This is a genomic window from Cognatundibacterium luofuense (genome assembly GCF_018139685.1).
GTDB lineage: Bacteria > Pseudomonadota > Gammaproteobacteria > Burkholderiales > Burkholderiaceae_D > Undibacterium > Undibacterium luofuense.
The window spans coordinates 224,864-241,911 of the sequence record NZ_JAGSPN010000002.1; the positions used below are offsets into that span (position 1 = coordinate 224,864).

At 50.9% G+C, this 17,048-nt stretch carries 13 protein-coding genes; 6 read left to right on the forward strand and 7 right to left on the reverse strand.

Annotated features, from left to right (window positions below; all coding sequences use genetic code 11):
• The first annotated feature begins 5 nt into the window (after positions 1–5).
• The 3 genes from gloB (at position 6) to KDM89_RS04415 (ending at position 2,692) form a co-directional block, all read left to right on the forward strand.
• Entirely contained in the window at positions 6–779 is a 774-nt protein-coding gene (gloB, locus tag KDM89_RS04405) for a hydroxyacylglutathione hydrolase (RefSeq protein WP_230427663.1), read from the forward strand.
• A gap of 61 nt (positions 780–840) precedes the next feature.
• Complete coding sequence (gene earP / locus KDM89_RS04410) at positions 841–1,998, forward strand: elongation factor P maturation arginine rhamnosyltransferase EarP (RefSeq protein WP_212686741.1); 1,158 nt, start codon at positions 841–843, stop codon at positions 1,996–1,998.
• Positions 1,999–2,116: 118 nt separating this feature from the next.
• On the forward strand, positions 2,117–2,692 hold the full coding sequence (locus tag KDM89_RS04415; RefSeq protein ID WP_212686742.1) for an elongation factor P: 576 nt from the start codon (positions 2,117–2,119) through the stop codon (positions 2,690–2,692).
• Between the two features lie 55 nt (positions 2,693–2,747).
• Here KDM89_RS04415 and KDM89_RS04420 read toward each other — a convergent pair whose 3' ends face one another.
• The 6 genes from KDM89_RS04420 to KDM89_RS04445 all read right to left on the reverse strand — a co-directional run bounded on the left by KDM89_RS04420 (position 2,748) and on the right by KDM89_RS04445 (position 10,837).
• Entirely contained in the window at positions 2,748–5,240 is a 2,493-nt protein-coding gene (locus KDM89_RS04420) for an HD domain-containing protein (RefSeq protein WP_329604622.1), read from the reverse strand.
• 214 nt (positions 5,241–5,454) lie between these two features.
• Positions 5,455–5,904, reverse strand: coding sequence for a DUF2214 family protein (locus KDM89_RS04425; RefSeq protein WP_212686744.1), 450 nt, complete (start codon positions 5,902–5,904; stop codon positions 5,455–5,457).
• A 602-nt stretch (positions 5,905–6,506) separates the two neighbouring features.
• Positions 6,507–7,298: a MetQ/NlpA family ABC transporter substrate-binding protein gene (locus KDM89_RS04430; RefSeq protein WP_438947498.1), complete on the reverse strand. Its 792-nt coding sequence runs from the start codon at positions 7,296–7,298 to the stop codon at positions 6,507–6,509.
• 51 nt (positions 7,299–7,349) lie between these two features.
• Positions 7,350–8,009 carry a methionine ABC transporter permease gene (locus tag KDM89_RS04435; RefSeq protein ID WP_212686746.1) on the reverse strand — a complete coding sequence of 220 codons (660 nt, stop codon included), beginning with the start codon at positions 8,007–8,009 and terminating at the stop codon, positions 7,350–7,352.
• A complete protein-coding gene (locus KDM89_RS04440; protein WP_212686747.1) occupies positions 8,009–9,046 on the reverse strand; it encodes a methionine ABC transporter ATP-binding protein in 1,038 nt (345 codons plus the stop codon). Before KDM89_RS04440 ends, KDM89_RS04435 begins: the two co-directional genes overlap by 1 nt.
• A 261-nt stretch (positions 9,047–9,307) precedes the next feature.
• Positions 9,308–10,837 carry a thioredoxin family protein gene (locus tag KDM89_RS04445; protein WP_212686748.1) on the reverse strand — a complete coding sequence of 510 codons (1,530 nt, stop codon included), beginning with the start codon at positions 10,835–10,837 and terminating at the stop codon, positions 9,308–9,310.
• A gap of 239 nt (positions 10,838–11,076) precedes the next feature.
• Here KDM89_RS04445 and KDM89_RS04450 point away from each other — a divergent pair, with 239 nt between their 5' ends.
• A complete protein-coding gene (locus KDM89_RS04450; protein ID WP_212686749.1) occupies positions 11,077–12,114 on the forward strand; it encodes a sulfate ABC transporter substrate-binding protein in 1,038 nt (345 codons plus the stop codon).
• A gap of 30 nt (positions 12,115–12,144) precedes the next feature.
• Here the strand turns inward: KDM89_RS04450 and KDM89_RS04455 are convergent, their stop codons facing one another.
• A complete protein-coding gene (locus tag KDM89_RS04455) occupies positions 12,145–12,699 on the reverse strand; it encodes a cysteine hydrolase family protein (protein ID WP_212686750.1) in 555 nt (184 codons plus the stop codon).
• A 388-nt stretch (positions 12,700–13,087) separates the two neighbouring features.
• On the opposite strand from KDM89_RS04455, the gene KDM89_RS04460 reads away from it, so the two are divergent.
• Both KDM89_RS04460 and KDM89_RS04465 read left to right on the forward strand, forming a co-directional pair.
• Entirely contained in the window at positions 13,088–14,392 is a 1,305-nt protein-coding gene (locus KDM89_RS04460) for a GGDEF domain-containing protein (protein ID WP_212686751.1), read from the forward strand.
• Positions 14,393–14,572: 180 nt separating this feature from the next.
• Positions 14,573–16,987, forward strand: coding sequence for a S9 family peptidase (locus KDM89_RS04465; RefSeq protein ID WP_212686752.1), 2,415 nt, complete (start codon positions 14,573–14,575; stop codon positions 16,985–16,987).
• The last annotated feature ends 61 nt before the right edge of the window (positions 16,988–17,048 follow it).

Here is a 17,048-nt window from a genome sequence, read left to right on the forward strand (position 1 = left end):
ACAACATGCTGAGTATATGGGGACTGCCTGCATTTGACGACAATTATCTGTGGATTGTACACAATGGCAAAGATGCGATGGCGATTGACCCGGGTGATGCCGCTGTCGTCAGCAAAGCCTTACAGGAACACGGTCTGCAATTACGCGCCATTCTCGCGACCCATAAACATGCAGACCATACCGGCGGAATTGGACGTTTGCTGGCGGACTTTCCTGTTCCGGTGTACGGCTCGCAAACCGATCAGATTCCCAGTCTGACACATCCGGTCAGCGACGGTGAACGCATCACGATTCCCGAACTGCATCTGACGCTGGAGGTGATTGCCGTTCCCGGCCACACGCTCGGCCATGTTGCGTATTACGCTGCATCGGAACAAGCTTTATTCAGCGGCGACACCTTGTTTGCCGGTGGTTGCGGACGCCTGTTCGAAGGCAGTGCAGCACAAATGCGCGCATCGCTGAACAAGCTGGCGGCGCTGCCCGCCAATACCCGCGTCTACTGCGCCCACGAATACACGCTCAGCAATCTGCGCTTCGCCGTTGCAGCCGAACCGGATAACCCGCAAGTGGCCGCCCGCCTGCAGCATGTACAAAGTCTGCGCGCCGAACAAAAGCCCAGCATCCCGAGCTTACTGGCCGACGAACTGGCGACCAATCCCTTCCTGCGCAGCGACCGTCATGGTATCGTGGCGACCCTGCGCCGCGAATGCGGATTGCCGGAACACGCCGATGCCGATGCCAGCTTTGCCACATTGCGCGAATGGAAAAACCGCTTCTGAAACACCCGCGTGCTGATGCCTGCCATCAGCCGCTCTGCGGCAGCACCGCTGCCTTATCGTCATGATCAAAACCCTCACGATTTTCTGCCGTGTTGTCGATAACTACGGCGACATCGGCATCTGCTGGCGTATTGCACGCCAGTTCGCCCACGAACACGACCTGCAAGTACAGCTGTGGGTGGACGACCTGATCAGCTTCCGCCGCATCTGTCCGGAAGTTGATATTCAGACTGACGATCAGATGGTGCATGACGTCCGCGTCAGGCACTGGGCGCATCAGGCACTGCAATTCACTGCCGATGATATCGCGGATGTCGTGATTGAATTTTTTGCCTGCGATATCCCACCGGCGTACATTCCGATGATGGTGCAGCGTCAGCCGCAACCGGTCTGGATTAATCTGGAAGGTCTGACCGCAGAAGACTGGGTGGAAGGCTGCCACACCCTGCCCTCACCGCATCCGCAGTTTCCGATTACCAAATACTTTTTCTTCCCCGGCTTCAATCAGCGCACTGGCGGTCTGATTTACGAACCGGCACTGAAACCAGCCCGCGAACGCTTTTTACAGGATCGTGCTGACCGCGACTTCCTGCACAATCTGGGTGCCAGCGACGACGAACTGGCCATGTTCCGCGTTTCGCTGTTCTGCTATCCGCATGCACCGGTAGCAGCCATGCTGCAAGCCTTTGCCGCTGGCGAGCGCGAGGTGCTGTGCTTCGTGCCCGAGGGCGTGGCCAGCGATGCAGTCACGGCATTTTGCGGACAAAGCCTGCAAGCCGGAGACTGTATTCGTCAGGGCGCGCTGACACTGCGCTGCCTGCCCTTCATCCCGCAAACCGATTACGACAAACTGCTGTGGAGCTGCGACCTGAATCTGGTGCGCGGCGAAGATTCGTTTGTGCGTGCGCAACTGGCCGGCAAACCCTTTCTCTGGCATATCTACCCGCAGGACGACAACCTGCATCATAAAAAACTAAAAGCTTTCCTGCAGATATACTGCCCGCAACACCCTTTGCTGCGGGACATGATGCTGGGCTGGAACCATGCCAGCGCCCAAGCGCCGGACTGGTCTGTGCTGTGGTCGCAGCTATTACAGGCGTTTCCTGCAATACAAGCTTCGGCTGAGGATTGGTTGCAACAAATTCATGATTCCGGCGACATGTGCAGCCAATTATTGCTGTTCTGCGATGGCAAAACGGGAAATTCCGGCCAAAAATAGGTTAGAATGACGGGTTAAATTTTCGGGAATTATCTCGACCCCGTCGACTGAGCTTGCGCGGCGAATGCCAACAGGCGTCAGATAACATTTAAGCAACCAACTTTTTAAGATATCTGCTATGAAATTTGCAAAAGAAATCCGCGTTGGCAACATCATTATGGTTGACAGCAAGCCAATGATCGTTTTGCGCTCTGACGTAAACGGTTCCAGCCGCACCGGTTTCACCTACAAATGGAAAATGAAAAACCTGCTGACCAATGCGCCACAGGAATCCGTTTTCCGCGGCGACGACAAATTTGACGTTGTCGTTCTGGAAAAGAAACCAGTTACTTACTCTTACTTCGCTGACCCGCTGTTCGTATTCATGGACGAAGAATACAACCAGTACGAAATCGAACAGGAAAACATGGGCGACGCAATCAACTACCTGAAAGACGGTATGGAATGCGAAGCAGTTTTCTACGACGGCAAAGCAATCTCCGTAGAACTGCCAACCACCATCGTTCGCCAGATCATTTACTCTGAGCCAGCAGTCAAAGGCAACACTTCCGGTAACGTTCTGAAAGAAGCGAAAATCGAAAACGCGATCGAAGCTTACTGCCACACCGTTCAGGTTCCTCTGTTCGTTGACCAGGAAGACAAAATCGAAATCGACACACGTACTAACGAATTCAAAAAAGTTGTTCGTAACTAATTTTTTAGTTTCGTCGATCAAAAAAGCCGCTCGGATGAGCGGCTTTTTAACATCTTCATGTTTTCATAAAAGTAAAACACTCACACTTAATCTCTGAAATCGATTTTACTTTGGACGAAGAGAGGGAAATCCAATCATCTTTTATAGTCCAACTGCCACCGCTTTTATTGAGCAAATTCATAAGAAACAACCTCCAATCCCATTCTGGATTTAATTCTTGGCAATCAATAGCATCAGAAACGAAAACCAAATCATCCTCCCTCTCCCAATAGCTATTCAATCGAGTAGATATTCTTTTGAATTCGATTCCACCACTACAAATAACTTTAATTTTCCCATTACGGTTTGCCACGCTTAGTAGCGACGAGTCATCAATTAACCCCAATGATGAATCCCAAATAGCCAAATTTTTCTCAGGTAGAACGGATTTAATAATACATAGTTCTTCACTACTCATCTCGTCAGTCGCCTCTAACTTAGCAACAGCCCAGCCACGCCAATCGAACGAATCTTTCTCAATTACAATTTCATTGCGACTTGCCACCAGTGAATTATTGTCAGCGCAAATTACACCAATCGCACCCGCCATTCTTGCATAAGCAATACCTTGCACTGTTACACTGCAATAAAGGCCACTTTTCGGAAAAGCATCAACTCTTCCTACAATTTTATTGTTTTTTGAAATCGGAGTTAATTTTCTCGCTTTCAAGCCAAGTCTTTCGCATAATTTTTCATCATCAAGGTGCCACCAGTCATTTGCCTCAACCAATTTTATTTCCGAATTATCATAGCAAAAATAAATATTTATATCTGCAGTTGGACAAATGGATGCAATTGCTTTTGCAAAAAGAGAACCAATTTCCTTTGACTGCTTTAGTTGCTTCCAATACAGCTCACTCCCTTTGAAAAGTATATTTTTCAATAATTGGTCGACTTTTTCAACATCCAAAATCAGCTCTACTTTCGTTCCATTTCTTATGAATTTTTCGCTATTTTTCTGAACACGCAAAACTGGACGTGAATGAAGCCCATTTTCAAAATGAAGTTCTAATTGCTCATTAATTTCCTCAGAACCTACTGGGTATTTTTTTGTTGTAACAAGAACTTGATCACTCAACATAAAAACTGAGAAAAAACCAATCCCAAATTTACCGATAGGCTCAAAGCTGCTGCTTCTTAAATTTGGCAACTCAGTATATATATCATCGCTTCGCCACAAGGATTCTCCAAAATCCAATAAAACTTCTGTAAGGACATAGCGACTCATTCCAATTCCATCATCAGAGACGGTAAATTTAAATTTACCGCCCTCAATTTTCTCGATTGAAACCTCAACTCTTCCTTCATTATTTTTCAAATATCCCAAGCAACGAGCGGCTCGAATCGCATCAAATGCATTCTGCAGTAATTCATAAATTGCTTTCTCCGGCCTATCTCCATATAACGCCCGCCCACCGAGAGTTTCAATAATTCTCGCCACGTTGCCTATACGTGGCTTAACGTCCACAGGCTCCCAACCTTCGACCTCTACGATCTCTGAAAAATTCTTGGCTGACTCGATACCAGCGACGCCATTTACGGCAAATTCGCTACACCCCTCTTCCCTCATTAAAACCTTAACTTGACGCAATTCGAGGTCAATCATTTTTGCAGTATCGAACGCCAGCCACCAAGAATCACGCTCTTTTTCATTAAAAGGCCACATTGAATCAATTCTAAGAAGAGCTGTCCTGTCATCCCGAGTCGGTTGATTTAGTTTATTTTGAAAACTCCAGTGATGCGCAGATACTCCTTTGGGTTGCATCACTGCCATTAGAAACGATGGTGCTCGCTCAGAATCAATGTGCGCCGCATCAGCCGACCTCAACAGACAAGCTAGTTTTAATGCATCAACTTTCCAGCCAATAGGGAACCCAGTCGGAGGTGATTTTATTCTTCTTCGGCCACAAAACTCCTGCTGCACCCTTACCATAGACCAATGATGACTAGCAGCAATCTTGCCTATTAGCACTCCAACACTATTGCGTAAATCAAAATCCTCCAAAAGTTTTCTACCACTCCATTCGATATCCAACAAATTCATAGCCTGTTCAGCATGCAAATGTCGCGCGACTGAAAAGAACACTTGCTTAAACTCGTTCGTTCCAGGGGCAGGCTCAACTCCCCCATAATTCTGCGCAACGATATCTTTCCAGATTATTTTTTGCCGTAAGCCATCGACTCCATCTGGATATGCCTGCACTACGTGAGCGGCATCATGTAGCAAAACTGCTCCACCGAAAACAAAAGCTTCCAACGGATTCAATGGGTATTGATCTCCTGCAATTTGATCAGCCACGCGCCAGAGTGCATCTAAGTGGCTGATATCATGAATTGTAAGACCGGGTAATTGATCCTTTGCGAAACTGATTAACTGTTCAACATGGTTACGAAATCGTTTGAAGGTCTCAACTAAACGGTTCACTTCCGTAGCATTTTCACCAGTTACATTTCCAAGACTTCTCTTCCATAAACCAGTTTGTTCAATCACCCGCATTTTTTCACCCACATTCAACAACAGAAAGTATTCATCTTAGCAACATGAGGTAACAGCGTCGAGCAAAGGCATGCCCAGTTGATACGAATCGTTCGTCCAACTAGTTTTACTAGCTGGAAATCACCTGAAAATACCCCAAATGCGGGTTTCAGCACAGCACCCCGGCGGTCGTCGGCAGAAAGTCTGGCTGCCCGCAAATCGCTGATGCGGATCGCTGCATAAAGGGTCAGCTGGCTATGCCGCGTGCCATCAGGCTGGCGCTGGCGAGGACGGCGGTCAGCAGGACTAACTCCAGCAGCAGGATGCTGCGCAGGCGGCTGTATTGCTGGCTGCTGATGACCGGAGCAAGACCAGCTTTCAGGTCTTTGCTCCAGCGCAGGAACGTGATGGTCGGGTAGATCGAGATCAGGCCGGTGATCACGTACAGGGTGATTTTCAGGTGGAAGAACGGGTTGCCCATGTAGAACGCACTGCCTTTGGCGTAATACAGCACGCGGAACAGTCCGGCACCGAGCACGATACCGGCGAACAGGCCGTACCAGCGGTCGCACCATTGCAACAGGCGCGCTTCGCGCAGTGTAGGTTCCGGACGCAGCAGCATCAGTTCTGCGAACAGCGTAGCGGCCAGGCCGAAAGCGGCGAAGAAATGCAGGAAGGCGACGAAGACTGCCATCATGGTGTGACTCCTGAAGTGGAAAGATCCGAGTGATCTGGCATTCTAATAGCAATCTGATCATGTCATCTGAATCATTTTTTTGCGCAACTCCGCCCTGAAGTACACGGCTGAGGCGCTGCTCAACAAGCAATACAGGCACCGGTTTCCGGCTGCCAGATGCCAACCTCCCTCGTTCCAGCAAAGTCAGCTCCCACGATTTATCTGACGGTTTACTTACCCGCTTGCTCAGCTCATGCATCAGCGCGACTGCCAATGCGGCCAAAAATCGCCCGAAAATGCCTCAAATGCGGTGTTCAGCACAGCACCCCTGCGGTCGTCGGCAGAAAGTCTGGCTGTCCGCAAATCGCTGATGCGGATAGCTGCATAGCAGGCGGTTTGTCACCTGTCTGCTTACTCCTTGTTTTCGGGATGTTGATGCGCTGCACCCAGGCTGTTGTCGCTCTGATTCATCGCTATTTCGGTGCTGTTTCAGTTCTGCTTGTGCGCTGAGGTTGCCTGTGTACGCCGTCTTCTGCGCTGCGTTCCATCAGCACATAGCAAAAAGCCGGACCCTTTGCAGGATCCGGCTTTTCGCGGATTGGTCAGCCCTTTGCGGGTCTTGATCAGAATGCAGGTACAACAGCACCTTTGTATTTTTCTTCGATGAAGCGTTTCACTTCAGGAGAATTCAGCGCGGCGATCAGTTTTTTGAAGGCTGGCGAATTTTTGTTGTCATCACGTGCAACCAGCAGGTTGGCGTAAGGAGAATTCGCATCTTCAATGAACAGCGAATCTTTGACCGGATTCAGTTTGGCTTCGATCGCATAATTGGTGTTGATCAGTGCAACGTCAACCTGATTCAACACGCGCGGCAGCGTTGCTGCTTCCAGCTCTTTGAATTTCAGGTTTTTCGGATTCTCAATAATATCTTTACGTGTTGCGGAGATATTGGTCGGGTCTTTCAGTTTCAGCAAACCTTGTTTTGCCAGCAGCAACAGTGCGCGGCCGGAATTGGATGGGTCATTCGGAATCGCGATGGTTGCACCGGCAGGAATGTCAGCTGCTTTTTTGTATTTCACAGAGTAAGCAGCAAACGGTTCTACGTGTACTTTAGCGACCGGCACTTCGATATCGTTTTTGTGGCTTTTCTTGAATTCATTCAGGTAAGGCTGATGCAGGAAGAAGTTACCGTCCAGATGCTTTTCATTCACTTGCACGGCTGGCTGAACGTAATCGGTGAATACTTTCACTTTCAGTTCGATACCTTCTTTAGCCAGTTGTGGCTTGATGAATTCCAGAATTTCAGCGTGCGGTACCGGAGTCGCTGCAATGGTCAGGGTTTCCGCAGCAACAGCACCTGCCATCAGCACGGAACCTGCACTCAGCACAGCCAGACGTTGAATTTGTTTTTTCAGAAATGCAGTCATGTTATTTCCTCTCAATTGAAATAAGGTGCAAAAAGTCATTTACTTACGGGTGAAGTGACGTACCAGACGGTCACCGAGAAACTGAATAATTTGTACCAGCAGAATCAGAATCGCGACGGTGACAATCATCACATCGGTTTGAAAACGCTGATAGCCGAAACGCAGGGCGAGATCACCAAGACCACCGCCGCCAATCACACCGGACATCGCCGCATACGACACCAGCGCAATCGTCGTCACCGTACCGGCAGCCAGCAAACCGGGCAAAGCTTCCGGCAGCAGCGCGTGAATCACGATCTGGCGTGTGGTTGCGCCCATGGACTGACAGGCTTCGATGACGCCTTTATCAATATCTCTTAAGACGTTTTCCACCAGACGGGCAAAGAATGGCGCAGTGCCAATCACCAGCGGCGGAATCGTGCCCGGCACACCCAGCGAAGTACCAACCAGTAACAGCGTCAGCGGGATCAGTACGATCAGCAAAATAATGAAAGGCACGGAACGCAGCACATTCACCACCACCGACAGCACGGCATATAAGGCTTTTTGTGCCGGTGATGAAGAGCGTCCGCTGAGGAACAGTAAAATGCCCAGCGGCAAACCCAGTAATACGGTGAACAGCAGTGAGAAGCCGGTCATCGTTAAGGTATCCAGTGTGGCTTGCGCGATGTCAGCCCAGTCGATATTGCTCCATTCCATTACGCGGCCTCCTGCTGTAAATGCTGCTGTGTGATCACATCCACCCGTACATCTTCTGCCGACAATTGCTTCAGCACGCGGATCGCAGTGTCTTCATCAGCACGCAAGCCAATCACCAGTTGCCCGTAAGGCGTATTTTTAATGCGGGAAATCACACCCTGCAGTATCGAAATCTCGACGCCAGTTTCAGCACCGACGCGGCTGAGCACCGGCGCGTGGGTGCTGTCGCCCAGATAGGTCAGTCGCCACAGGCGGTAATCCGGATGACGCAAACCGTTCAGCCAGCTCAGATCCAGTTCATGCTGCTCCGCCACCATGGCACGGGTGACCGGATGCTGCGGATGCAGAAACACTTCTGCGACTTCGCCCTGCTCCACGATATCGCCGCGCTCAATCACCGCAACCTGATCGCAGATCGTGCGGATGACCTGCATTTCGTGCGTGATCAGGACGATGGTCAGACTAAGCTGACGGTTGATATCCAGCAGTAATTGCAGAATAGATTGCGTGGTTTCGGGATCCAGTGCCGAGGTCGCTTCGTCGCACAGCAACAGACGCGGTGCATTGGCGAGTGCGCGGGCGATGCCGACACGCTGTTTTTGTCCGCCGGATAACTGCGCCGGATATTTATCCGCATGCTCGGTCAGTCCGACCAGCGCCAGCAATTCCTGCACACGTTCTGCACGTTGCTGCGCATTCATCTGTCCGGCAAGCTTGAGCGGGAACGCGATATTTTCTGCGATGGTTTTCGAAGACAGCAGATTGAAATGCTGAAACACCATGCCGATACGCTGACGCAGCGCCAGCAGTTTGCTGTGCTCGTAGAACGTAATGTCCTCGCCATCAATCAGGATACGGCCCTGATCCGGGCGTTCCAGCAGATTCAGTGTGCGCAGCAGCGTACTTTTTCCGGCACCTGAACGGCCGATAATGCCGAACACGCTGCCCGTCGGAATACTGAGCTGAATATTGTTTAAAGCAGGTACTTGTTTGCCTGCAACGGTATAACTCTTATGGAGTCCTGAAATTTCTATCACGGGGTAAGGCTTTCTTTATTACTGAAAGCCAGTATAACCAGAATAAATCCAAACTTTTAATCATATAAAGTCACTAGCTTATGCTGCATTGCATATAAAGCGTCTGCATCACTGCATAATGATGAATATCTGCTAAAAACAGCCTACGAAAACAGCGTATCAAAACAAAAAAGCGACCCGTCTCCGGATCGCTTTTTTTATCTGCAGTTGGCAGTTGCTGCGTTACCGCAGGTGCAACGCTTCAGCTTGTTTACCTGTGCATCAGCCTTTCAGTAAGCCCTGGCAGCTGGCTTTTTGCGGATCGCCGGAAGGCAGCTTGTTACAAATACCATCCAGCTGCGATTTTACTTTCGCAAACACTGGCTGATTTTTGCCATCTTTATTCCATTCGACCAGTTTCTTACCCATTTTTTCCAGATAAGCGCGGTTACGTTCGTAAAACGCGGTATCGGTTTTACCTGCTTCATCAAACACGCTGCTGACCGCTTTTTCGATACGCGGCGCATCAGCCGGTGTCAGATCCACCAGACTGACGACGTAGTTAGAACCCCATTGCAAGCGGGTAGCCGGACCTTTGGAAGCGTTATACGCTTGCTCATACCAGTTCACTGCACCAGCTTTGTCACCACGTTTTTTCGCATTCGAACCCAGCGTGGACATGAAGTAATACGGCGAATGCGAACGTTTCAGTTCGGCTTTCAGCAGATTATCGGAGTCATCCAGCAAACCGGCATTACCCAGTGCATAGGCTGCGGAACTTACGACGGACTGGCGCTCGTAGCTGTCAGTAGTTGCCTGCTCAATACTGCCGACGCGTTTCTGCACTTCTTTTTGCAGCGTCGGTGTTGGTTTGCCGCCATCCAGTTTTGCCAATGCAATTTCTGCCACGACTGCACCCAGACGATCGGTTTTGGAAATACTCTGATCATCCGCCAGTTTTTGCAAAGCCGCGTTCCATGCCGTCACCAGCTTGTGACGGCTGTCAGAACCGGACGCAGTCAGGAATTCCGTCAGTTCAGCCGCGGAACCTGCCACCAGATCCAGATTGTCACGCGCCACCTTCACATCGGATAAGGCTTTGATCAGCTTGTCGGTCGCGTGTGCTTTATCCAGCGCCGCATTCTTCACACCAGCCTGCGCATACAGCGATTTCAGATACAAACGGGTTGCATTCAGGCCAGCTGGTGCCAGCTCGGCCAGTTTGCTTAAGGTTGCAGCGATATCTTTTTGCGGCACCAGTTTTTGCTGCGGATCATCCCATGAGTAATCCGCCAGCAGACTCCAGTCGTCCGCTTTCAGGGTTTTACCGCCAGCCAGCGCCAGCTTCAGGGTTTCACTGACTGGTGCAGCGCTGTTCAGCGCCAGCGTCAGTACTTGCAGATAACGTTCGGAATCCACTTCACCCGGCAAACGGGTCAGCTCCGTGCCGTCAGGACGGAACAGAATCATGGTCGGGTAACCGCGCACTTTGAATTGCGCTGCATATTTTTGTGCGCCCGGGCTGTCACCATCCAGATACACAGGAATGAAGTGACGGCTTTTATCGATAAATTCCTGACGATTAAAAATTGTTGCTTTGACCTGATTGCAAGGCGGGCACCAGACTGCGCCCCAGTACAGGAACAAAGGCTTATTCGCTGCCTTCGCCGCTGCAAACGCAGCTTCCACATTGTTATCTTTACGCCAGTCAATCGCAGCAGTCTGCGCGGAAGCCTTGTCCGCCGCCAGCGCCGGTTGTACCAGTTGTGCTGCAGTCAGCAGGCTGAATACCAGTGTCGGGAGAAATTTCATCTGTCTTTATCCTGTTACTTATTTTTTTGACGGAACAAGAGTGTAGCAAAGCCGGCACTTATCCGGAGCCAAGGGTACAGACTTGTTTTTCATATTGATATGGTGACCGCGCTTTATGCGGTTTTCATCTGACCATAGAAGAATAACTTTGTTCCTTTGCAGTGATGCCTGATGCAAGATCGGAAGACCTTCGCTGCCCTTTACTGAGGGCAAACATCTCATATCTGAAAGGAGTTTTCATGGTGCATTCCGATGCTTCCGCGACTTCGCGCCGACGTTCACGCCGCCTGTGGTTACAACAAACCCTGATCGCCACCCTGCTGGCTGGCGGTACTGGTCAGGCGCTGGCAGCCACGCATTTTTTAAATGCCGCTTACGATGTGACGCGTGAATTGTATAAAGATATTAACGCTGCATTTATCACCGAATGGAAAACTAAAACCGGCGAAACGCTGAATATTCACCAGTCTCATGGCGGTTCCAGTAAGCAGGCGCGTTCGGTGATTGACGGTATGGAAGCTTCCGTGGTTTCCATGAATCAGGCCAGCGATATCGATGCGATTGCAGACAAAGGTTTGCTGCGTGCAGACTGGGCTAAAGCGTATCCGGATCAGTCTGCTCCGTTTTATTCCACCATGGTGTTTCTGACCCGCAAAGGCAATCCGCGTCAGATCAAAGACTGGGCCGACCTCGGCCAGCCCGGCCTGAAAGTCATCATTCCGAATCCGAAAACATCCGGTAACGGACGCTACAGCTATCTGGGCGCATGGGGTTCAGTAATTAAAAACGGTGGCAGTGAGGCACAGGCGCGTGCACTGGTGACAAAAATCTTCCAGAACGTGCCGGTACTGGATGCTGGCGGACGCGGTGCGACCACTACATTCACACAGCGTGAAATCGGCGATGTGCTGGTGACCTTTGAAAATGAAGTGCAGCTGGTTAAACAAGAGTACGGCGACCGTTACGAAGTTGTGTATCCACGCTACAGCATTCTGACAGAATCACCAGTGGCACTAGTGGATAAGGTTGCAGATAAACTCGGCACCCGCACACAAGCCAGCGCCTGGATACAATTTCTGTACAGCGAAACCGGGCAGGACATCATCGCCCGTCATTATTTCCGCCCGCGTTCTGCGACCATTGCACGCAAATATGCTGCGCAGTTTCCTGCCGTGAGTTTATTCCGCGTTGAAGAAGTGTTTGGCAGCTGGCGTGTATTGCAGAAAAAGCATTTTGACGATGGTGCTGAGTTTGATCGTTTATTTCTGACACGCTGACCGGCCCGTTTGCGACAGGCCGGTCGCCGCTCAGGCGGCGCTGGCCAGTGCAGTGAACTGCAGCACCGCTGACGGTATCGCGCTGATGCGACTGCCGAAACTGCGTATCGCTGGCAAAGTACGGTTGTGATGCTCGCGGATCTGACGTGCAGACATGTGCGCTTTGTCATGTGTGGTGTGTGCATCTTCAACCAGCACCACATCTAAGCCCTGTGCCGCCGCACGGCGCACTGTCGTATCGACACAGAATTCGCTGGCGTACCCGCAAATCACCACTTGTTCCACTTCCCACATTTGCAGTAACTCGCCAAGCTCGGTGCGCAGAAAAGAATCCGGCGTAGTTTTGCGCAGCACCACATCGCCCTCTTCCAGATCGAGTTCCTGTGCCAGTTGCCAGCCATCGCTGCCAAACTGCAAACTGCCTTCACGGCTTTCATGCTGAATAAACACGACCGGTACGCTGTGCGCCCTTGCCTGTGCGGCAAGCTGGTTGATACGGCGCATGACCTGGTCTGCTTCAAACGGACGCGGTTCAGGATCAAACAAACCACGTTGTACATCGATGATCAGTAAAGCTGTTTTCATGTGATTTTCCCCGGTATGCCGGTCTTTCCGACCAGCCGGTTACAACACTGACTGCAACTGCACTACCACGAACACCGTGCGTTTCATGACCCGCATGACAACAACGGCGGAAACATTGTCGCATGAAGCATCTGTTTTCTTCATCCTGTCTTGCCCCGCGGCATAACAACGCTGCATACCCGCCACAGTTGTGCCATACTGCAACATATTGCACACCGCTTGCAAAACCCGGCAAAGCCCCCGTGAATACGGGACTTTACGCAACAGTTGGACGCTGAAGACACAGTTTTCAGGATCATGGCTATTTATGAAATAGCGACGGGCATATACAATCGGCCGGTTCAACCAGTACAGATGTCGTAATTCAGCAAAGCAGATCGGAGCAGGGATGGCAGAGGCAGGCTTGTTGTATAAGAATCAGGTATTTCTTCTGGCGCAGACCTTTTTTATTCTGGATAACCGTGAAGAGCTGTTACTGAACGCCCACAAATACGACTTCGATATTCTGTTCTTCGATCAGATGACGGATTTCGTCGATGCCGTCAGCCACGCCGATGAACACGCCCTGTTCCTGATTGATCTGGATGTGTTGTACAACATGCAGGCTGACATGCAGCAGCAAAAGCGTCAGACCATGTTTCTCAGCGATCTGCTGCAACGCTTACCTGCCGGTCACGAATACATTTATCTGCAAACCAACCGTCAGGGCGAACGCTTCGTTCTGCAGCAGCGTCTGGTTGACAGCAAATGCCTGGCTTACGCTGAAAAGCCGATTACCAATGAAAATCTGGTCGACAGGCTGTTCAATATCTTTGCACGCAAGCAATCCGGCAGCAACAACACCATTCTGTATCTTGATGAGCAGCCCGCACTGGATACTGCGCTGCTGGCTTCACATGATATTCAGGTTGTTCATCATACCGATGCCACCACACTGCATCTGCGTGTCAAAGCATTGCAGCCGGACATCGTACTGATCAGTGAAGCCAAATATCTGCAAACCGATGCTGTTGCCCGGATTCTTAAGAAAAATATTGAATTCGACAGTGGTCGTGAGATTTTTTTACTGCAGGAAAGCAGCCAGTCCCACGTCGCACGTCAGGCGCTGGATGGTGGCTTTGATCAGATCTTATCGCGTACCGAACCGGATATCCTGACCCGTCAGCTGGTGCACCGGATTCAGAAAATCCGCACCTCCAAAGACTTAATCAGCCGTGACCGTGCGACCGGCTTGCTGAATAAAGTCGGTTTGCAAAAGCGTGCGCAGGAATGGATACAAAAAGCGCAGCAGCAAGGCAAGCCACTGGCCTATGGCGTGATTGATATTGATAAATTCAAAACCATTAACGATACCTGGGGCCACTACTTCGGCGATATCGTGATTAAACGTTTGTCGCTGGTGTTGTCTGCCTATGTCGGCGAAAGCGATTTGCTGAGTCGCTTTGGTGGTGAAGAATTTGTAATGGTGTTCTGGGATTGCGATGCGCAGACCGGAAAACAAAGAATGGATATGATGCGCGAAGCATTCGGCCGCGTCGTGTTTCAGGTGACACCGGAAGAAACCCGCCAGTTCAGCTTCAGCGGCGGACTGGCCACTTTCCCGGAATGCAAATCTGAAAACGAATTATTCCTGCGTGCTGATGAACAGTTGTATCAGGCCAAACAAAACGGCCGCAATCAGATTTGCGGCTGACGCAAACATCCGTCCATAAACGCCGGTGAAATACCGGCGTTTTGCTTTTTGCCGATCACCTACATTTTTATACAATTCCCCGGAACTGTGCGGGAACCAGCACATCGTTTTTCCCTCTAAGCACAGACGCTGACGCGACACGTATCCGCCAGCAAACACAGACAACAAACGGGGAGAAACATGAAATTACGCCATTCGCTGCTGCTGGCTGCCATGCTCAGCGCACAAGTATTCGCACAGGAAAATCTCGGTTATCAGGTACCGCCGCCATCGATTATGGCGCTGGCCGATTATCAGCGTCCGCCGACTGTGAGCTTCGATCATCAGCGCCAGACTATGCTGCTGAGCTTCCGCAATACCTATAAATCGCTGCGTGAACTGAGTCAGCCGGAACTGCGTCTGGCAGGTTTGCGGATTAATCCGCAAACCAGTATGCCGACCACACAGGCTTATGTGAATCAGTTGCGTTTGAAACAAGTCAGCACCGGCAAAGAAACCGAGATTAAAGGCATGCCGGCAGATGCGCTGATTTCCAATGTGAAATGGTCACCGGATGGCAAAAAAATCGGTTTCACTCACACCACCGACAAAGGTGCGGAACTGTGGGTGATTGATGTCGCGAAAGCTGCGGCACAACGTGTCACCGGCGCTAACCTGAACGGTGCAGGTGGTGCTGCCTACAGCTGGCTGGCTGACAGTCAGGGCCTGCTGGTGAAAATGTTGCCGAAACAGCGCCCTGCCCTGCGTGATGCCAGCCGAGATCTGCCAACCGGCCCTATCATCTCCACGTCCACCGGCGTAGTTTCGCAAACCCGCACTTATGCCGATCTGCTGAAAAACAAAATCGATGAAGCAAATCTGGAAACGCTGCTGACATCGGATCTGGTAAAAGTCAGCCTGAACGGTAAGCAAACCGTGCTGCGCAAAGGCGAGATGCTGACCGAAGTCGATGTATCGCCGGATGGCCGCTATCTGTTGCTGGATATTTTGCAAAAACCGTTTTCGTATCTGGTGCAGCTGGATCGCTTCCCGTTCAATACCATCGTGACCGACCTTGATGGCAAAGTCGTCAAAGCCATCCACGAGCGTCCATTGCTGGAAACCATGCCAAAAGGTTTCAGCGCAACTGAACCGGGTAAACGCCGGATAGGCTGGCGTGCCGACAAACCGGCGACGCTCAGCTATGTGACTGCGCTGGACGGTGGTGATCCGTCTAAGAAAACCGAATTCCGTGACGAGTTATTCAGCTGGGATGCACCGTTTGCACAGGCACCGGTGTCTCTGGTTAAACTGCGCCAGCGCTTTGCCGGCGTGGTCTGGGGTGATGATCACACCGCGGTGGTCAGCGAAAGCTGGTACGACACCCGCAACAGCAAAACCTTCCTGATTGATCCGGCAGCACCAGCCAAAGAACCGCGTCTGGTATTCGACCGTAATATTCAGGATATTTACAAAAATCCGGGCCGCTTTGAAACCCGCCGCAATCAGTTCGACCGCCGCGTACTGGCTACCGAAGATGGTAAAGCTTTCCTGATCGGTGAAGGTTTCACCCGCGAAGGTCAGTTCCCGTTCATTGACGAACTGGATCTGCAAAGCCTGCAAACCAAGCGTTTGTATCAGGCAACTGACAAAGACAAGATGGAAACCATCGTATCGCTGGAAGATGCGAAAAAAGGCGAAGTACTGGTCAGCCTGCAATCGCGCACTGATTATCCGAACTTCTACCTGCGCTCAGTCAAATCCGGCGAGCCACTGAAAACCCTGACTTCGTTTGCCAATCCTTTCGCTGGCCTGAAAGACGTACACAAAGAAGTAATCAAGTATCAGCGTAAAGACGGCGTGCAATTGTCCGGCAATCTGTATCTGCCAGCTGGCTACGATCGCAGCAAGAAAGAAAAACTGCCACTGCTGATCTGGGCATATCCGGCTGAATTTAAGGACAAGGATTCCGCTGGCCAAAGCCGCCACAACCCGAATCAGTTCACCTACCCGAGCTACGGTTCTTTCATTTACTGGACGACCCGCGGCTATGCCGTGCTGGACGACGCTGCATTCCCGATTATCGGTGAAGGCAAGGCAGAACCGAACGATACTTTCTTAACCCAGTTAGTTGACAATGCAGAAGCGGCAATCAATGCCGTCGATGCGATGGGCTATATCGACCGTAACCGTGTCGCTGTCGGCGGCCATTCTTACGGCGCGTTCATGACCGCCAATCTGCTGACGCATTCCAAACTGTTTGCCTGCGGTATCGCACGCAGCGGCGCTTACAACCGCACGCTGACACCGTTCGGCTTCCAGAATGAACAGCGCAATTACTGGGAAGCGCCGCAGATCTACAACACCATGGCACCGTTCATGCATGCGGACAAAATGAAGACACCGCTGTTGCTGGTACATGGTGAAGCCGATAACAATCCGGGTACGTTCACGCTGCAAACCGAACGCTACTTCCAGGCATTAAAAGGCCTGGGCGCGCCGGTACGTATGGTGATTCTGCCAAAAGAAAGCCACGGCTATGCGGCGAAAGAAAACATTCTGCATCTGCTGTGGGAGCAGGATCAGTTCCTCGAAGGCTGTCTGAAGAAAAAATAAGCCAGCACCACGCTGACTTAGTTTGCCTTGCCGGTTCACACTGGCAAGGCTTTTTTTATGG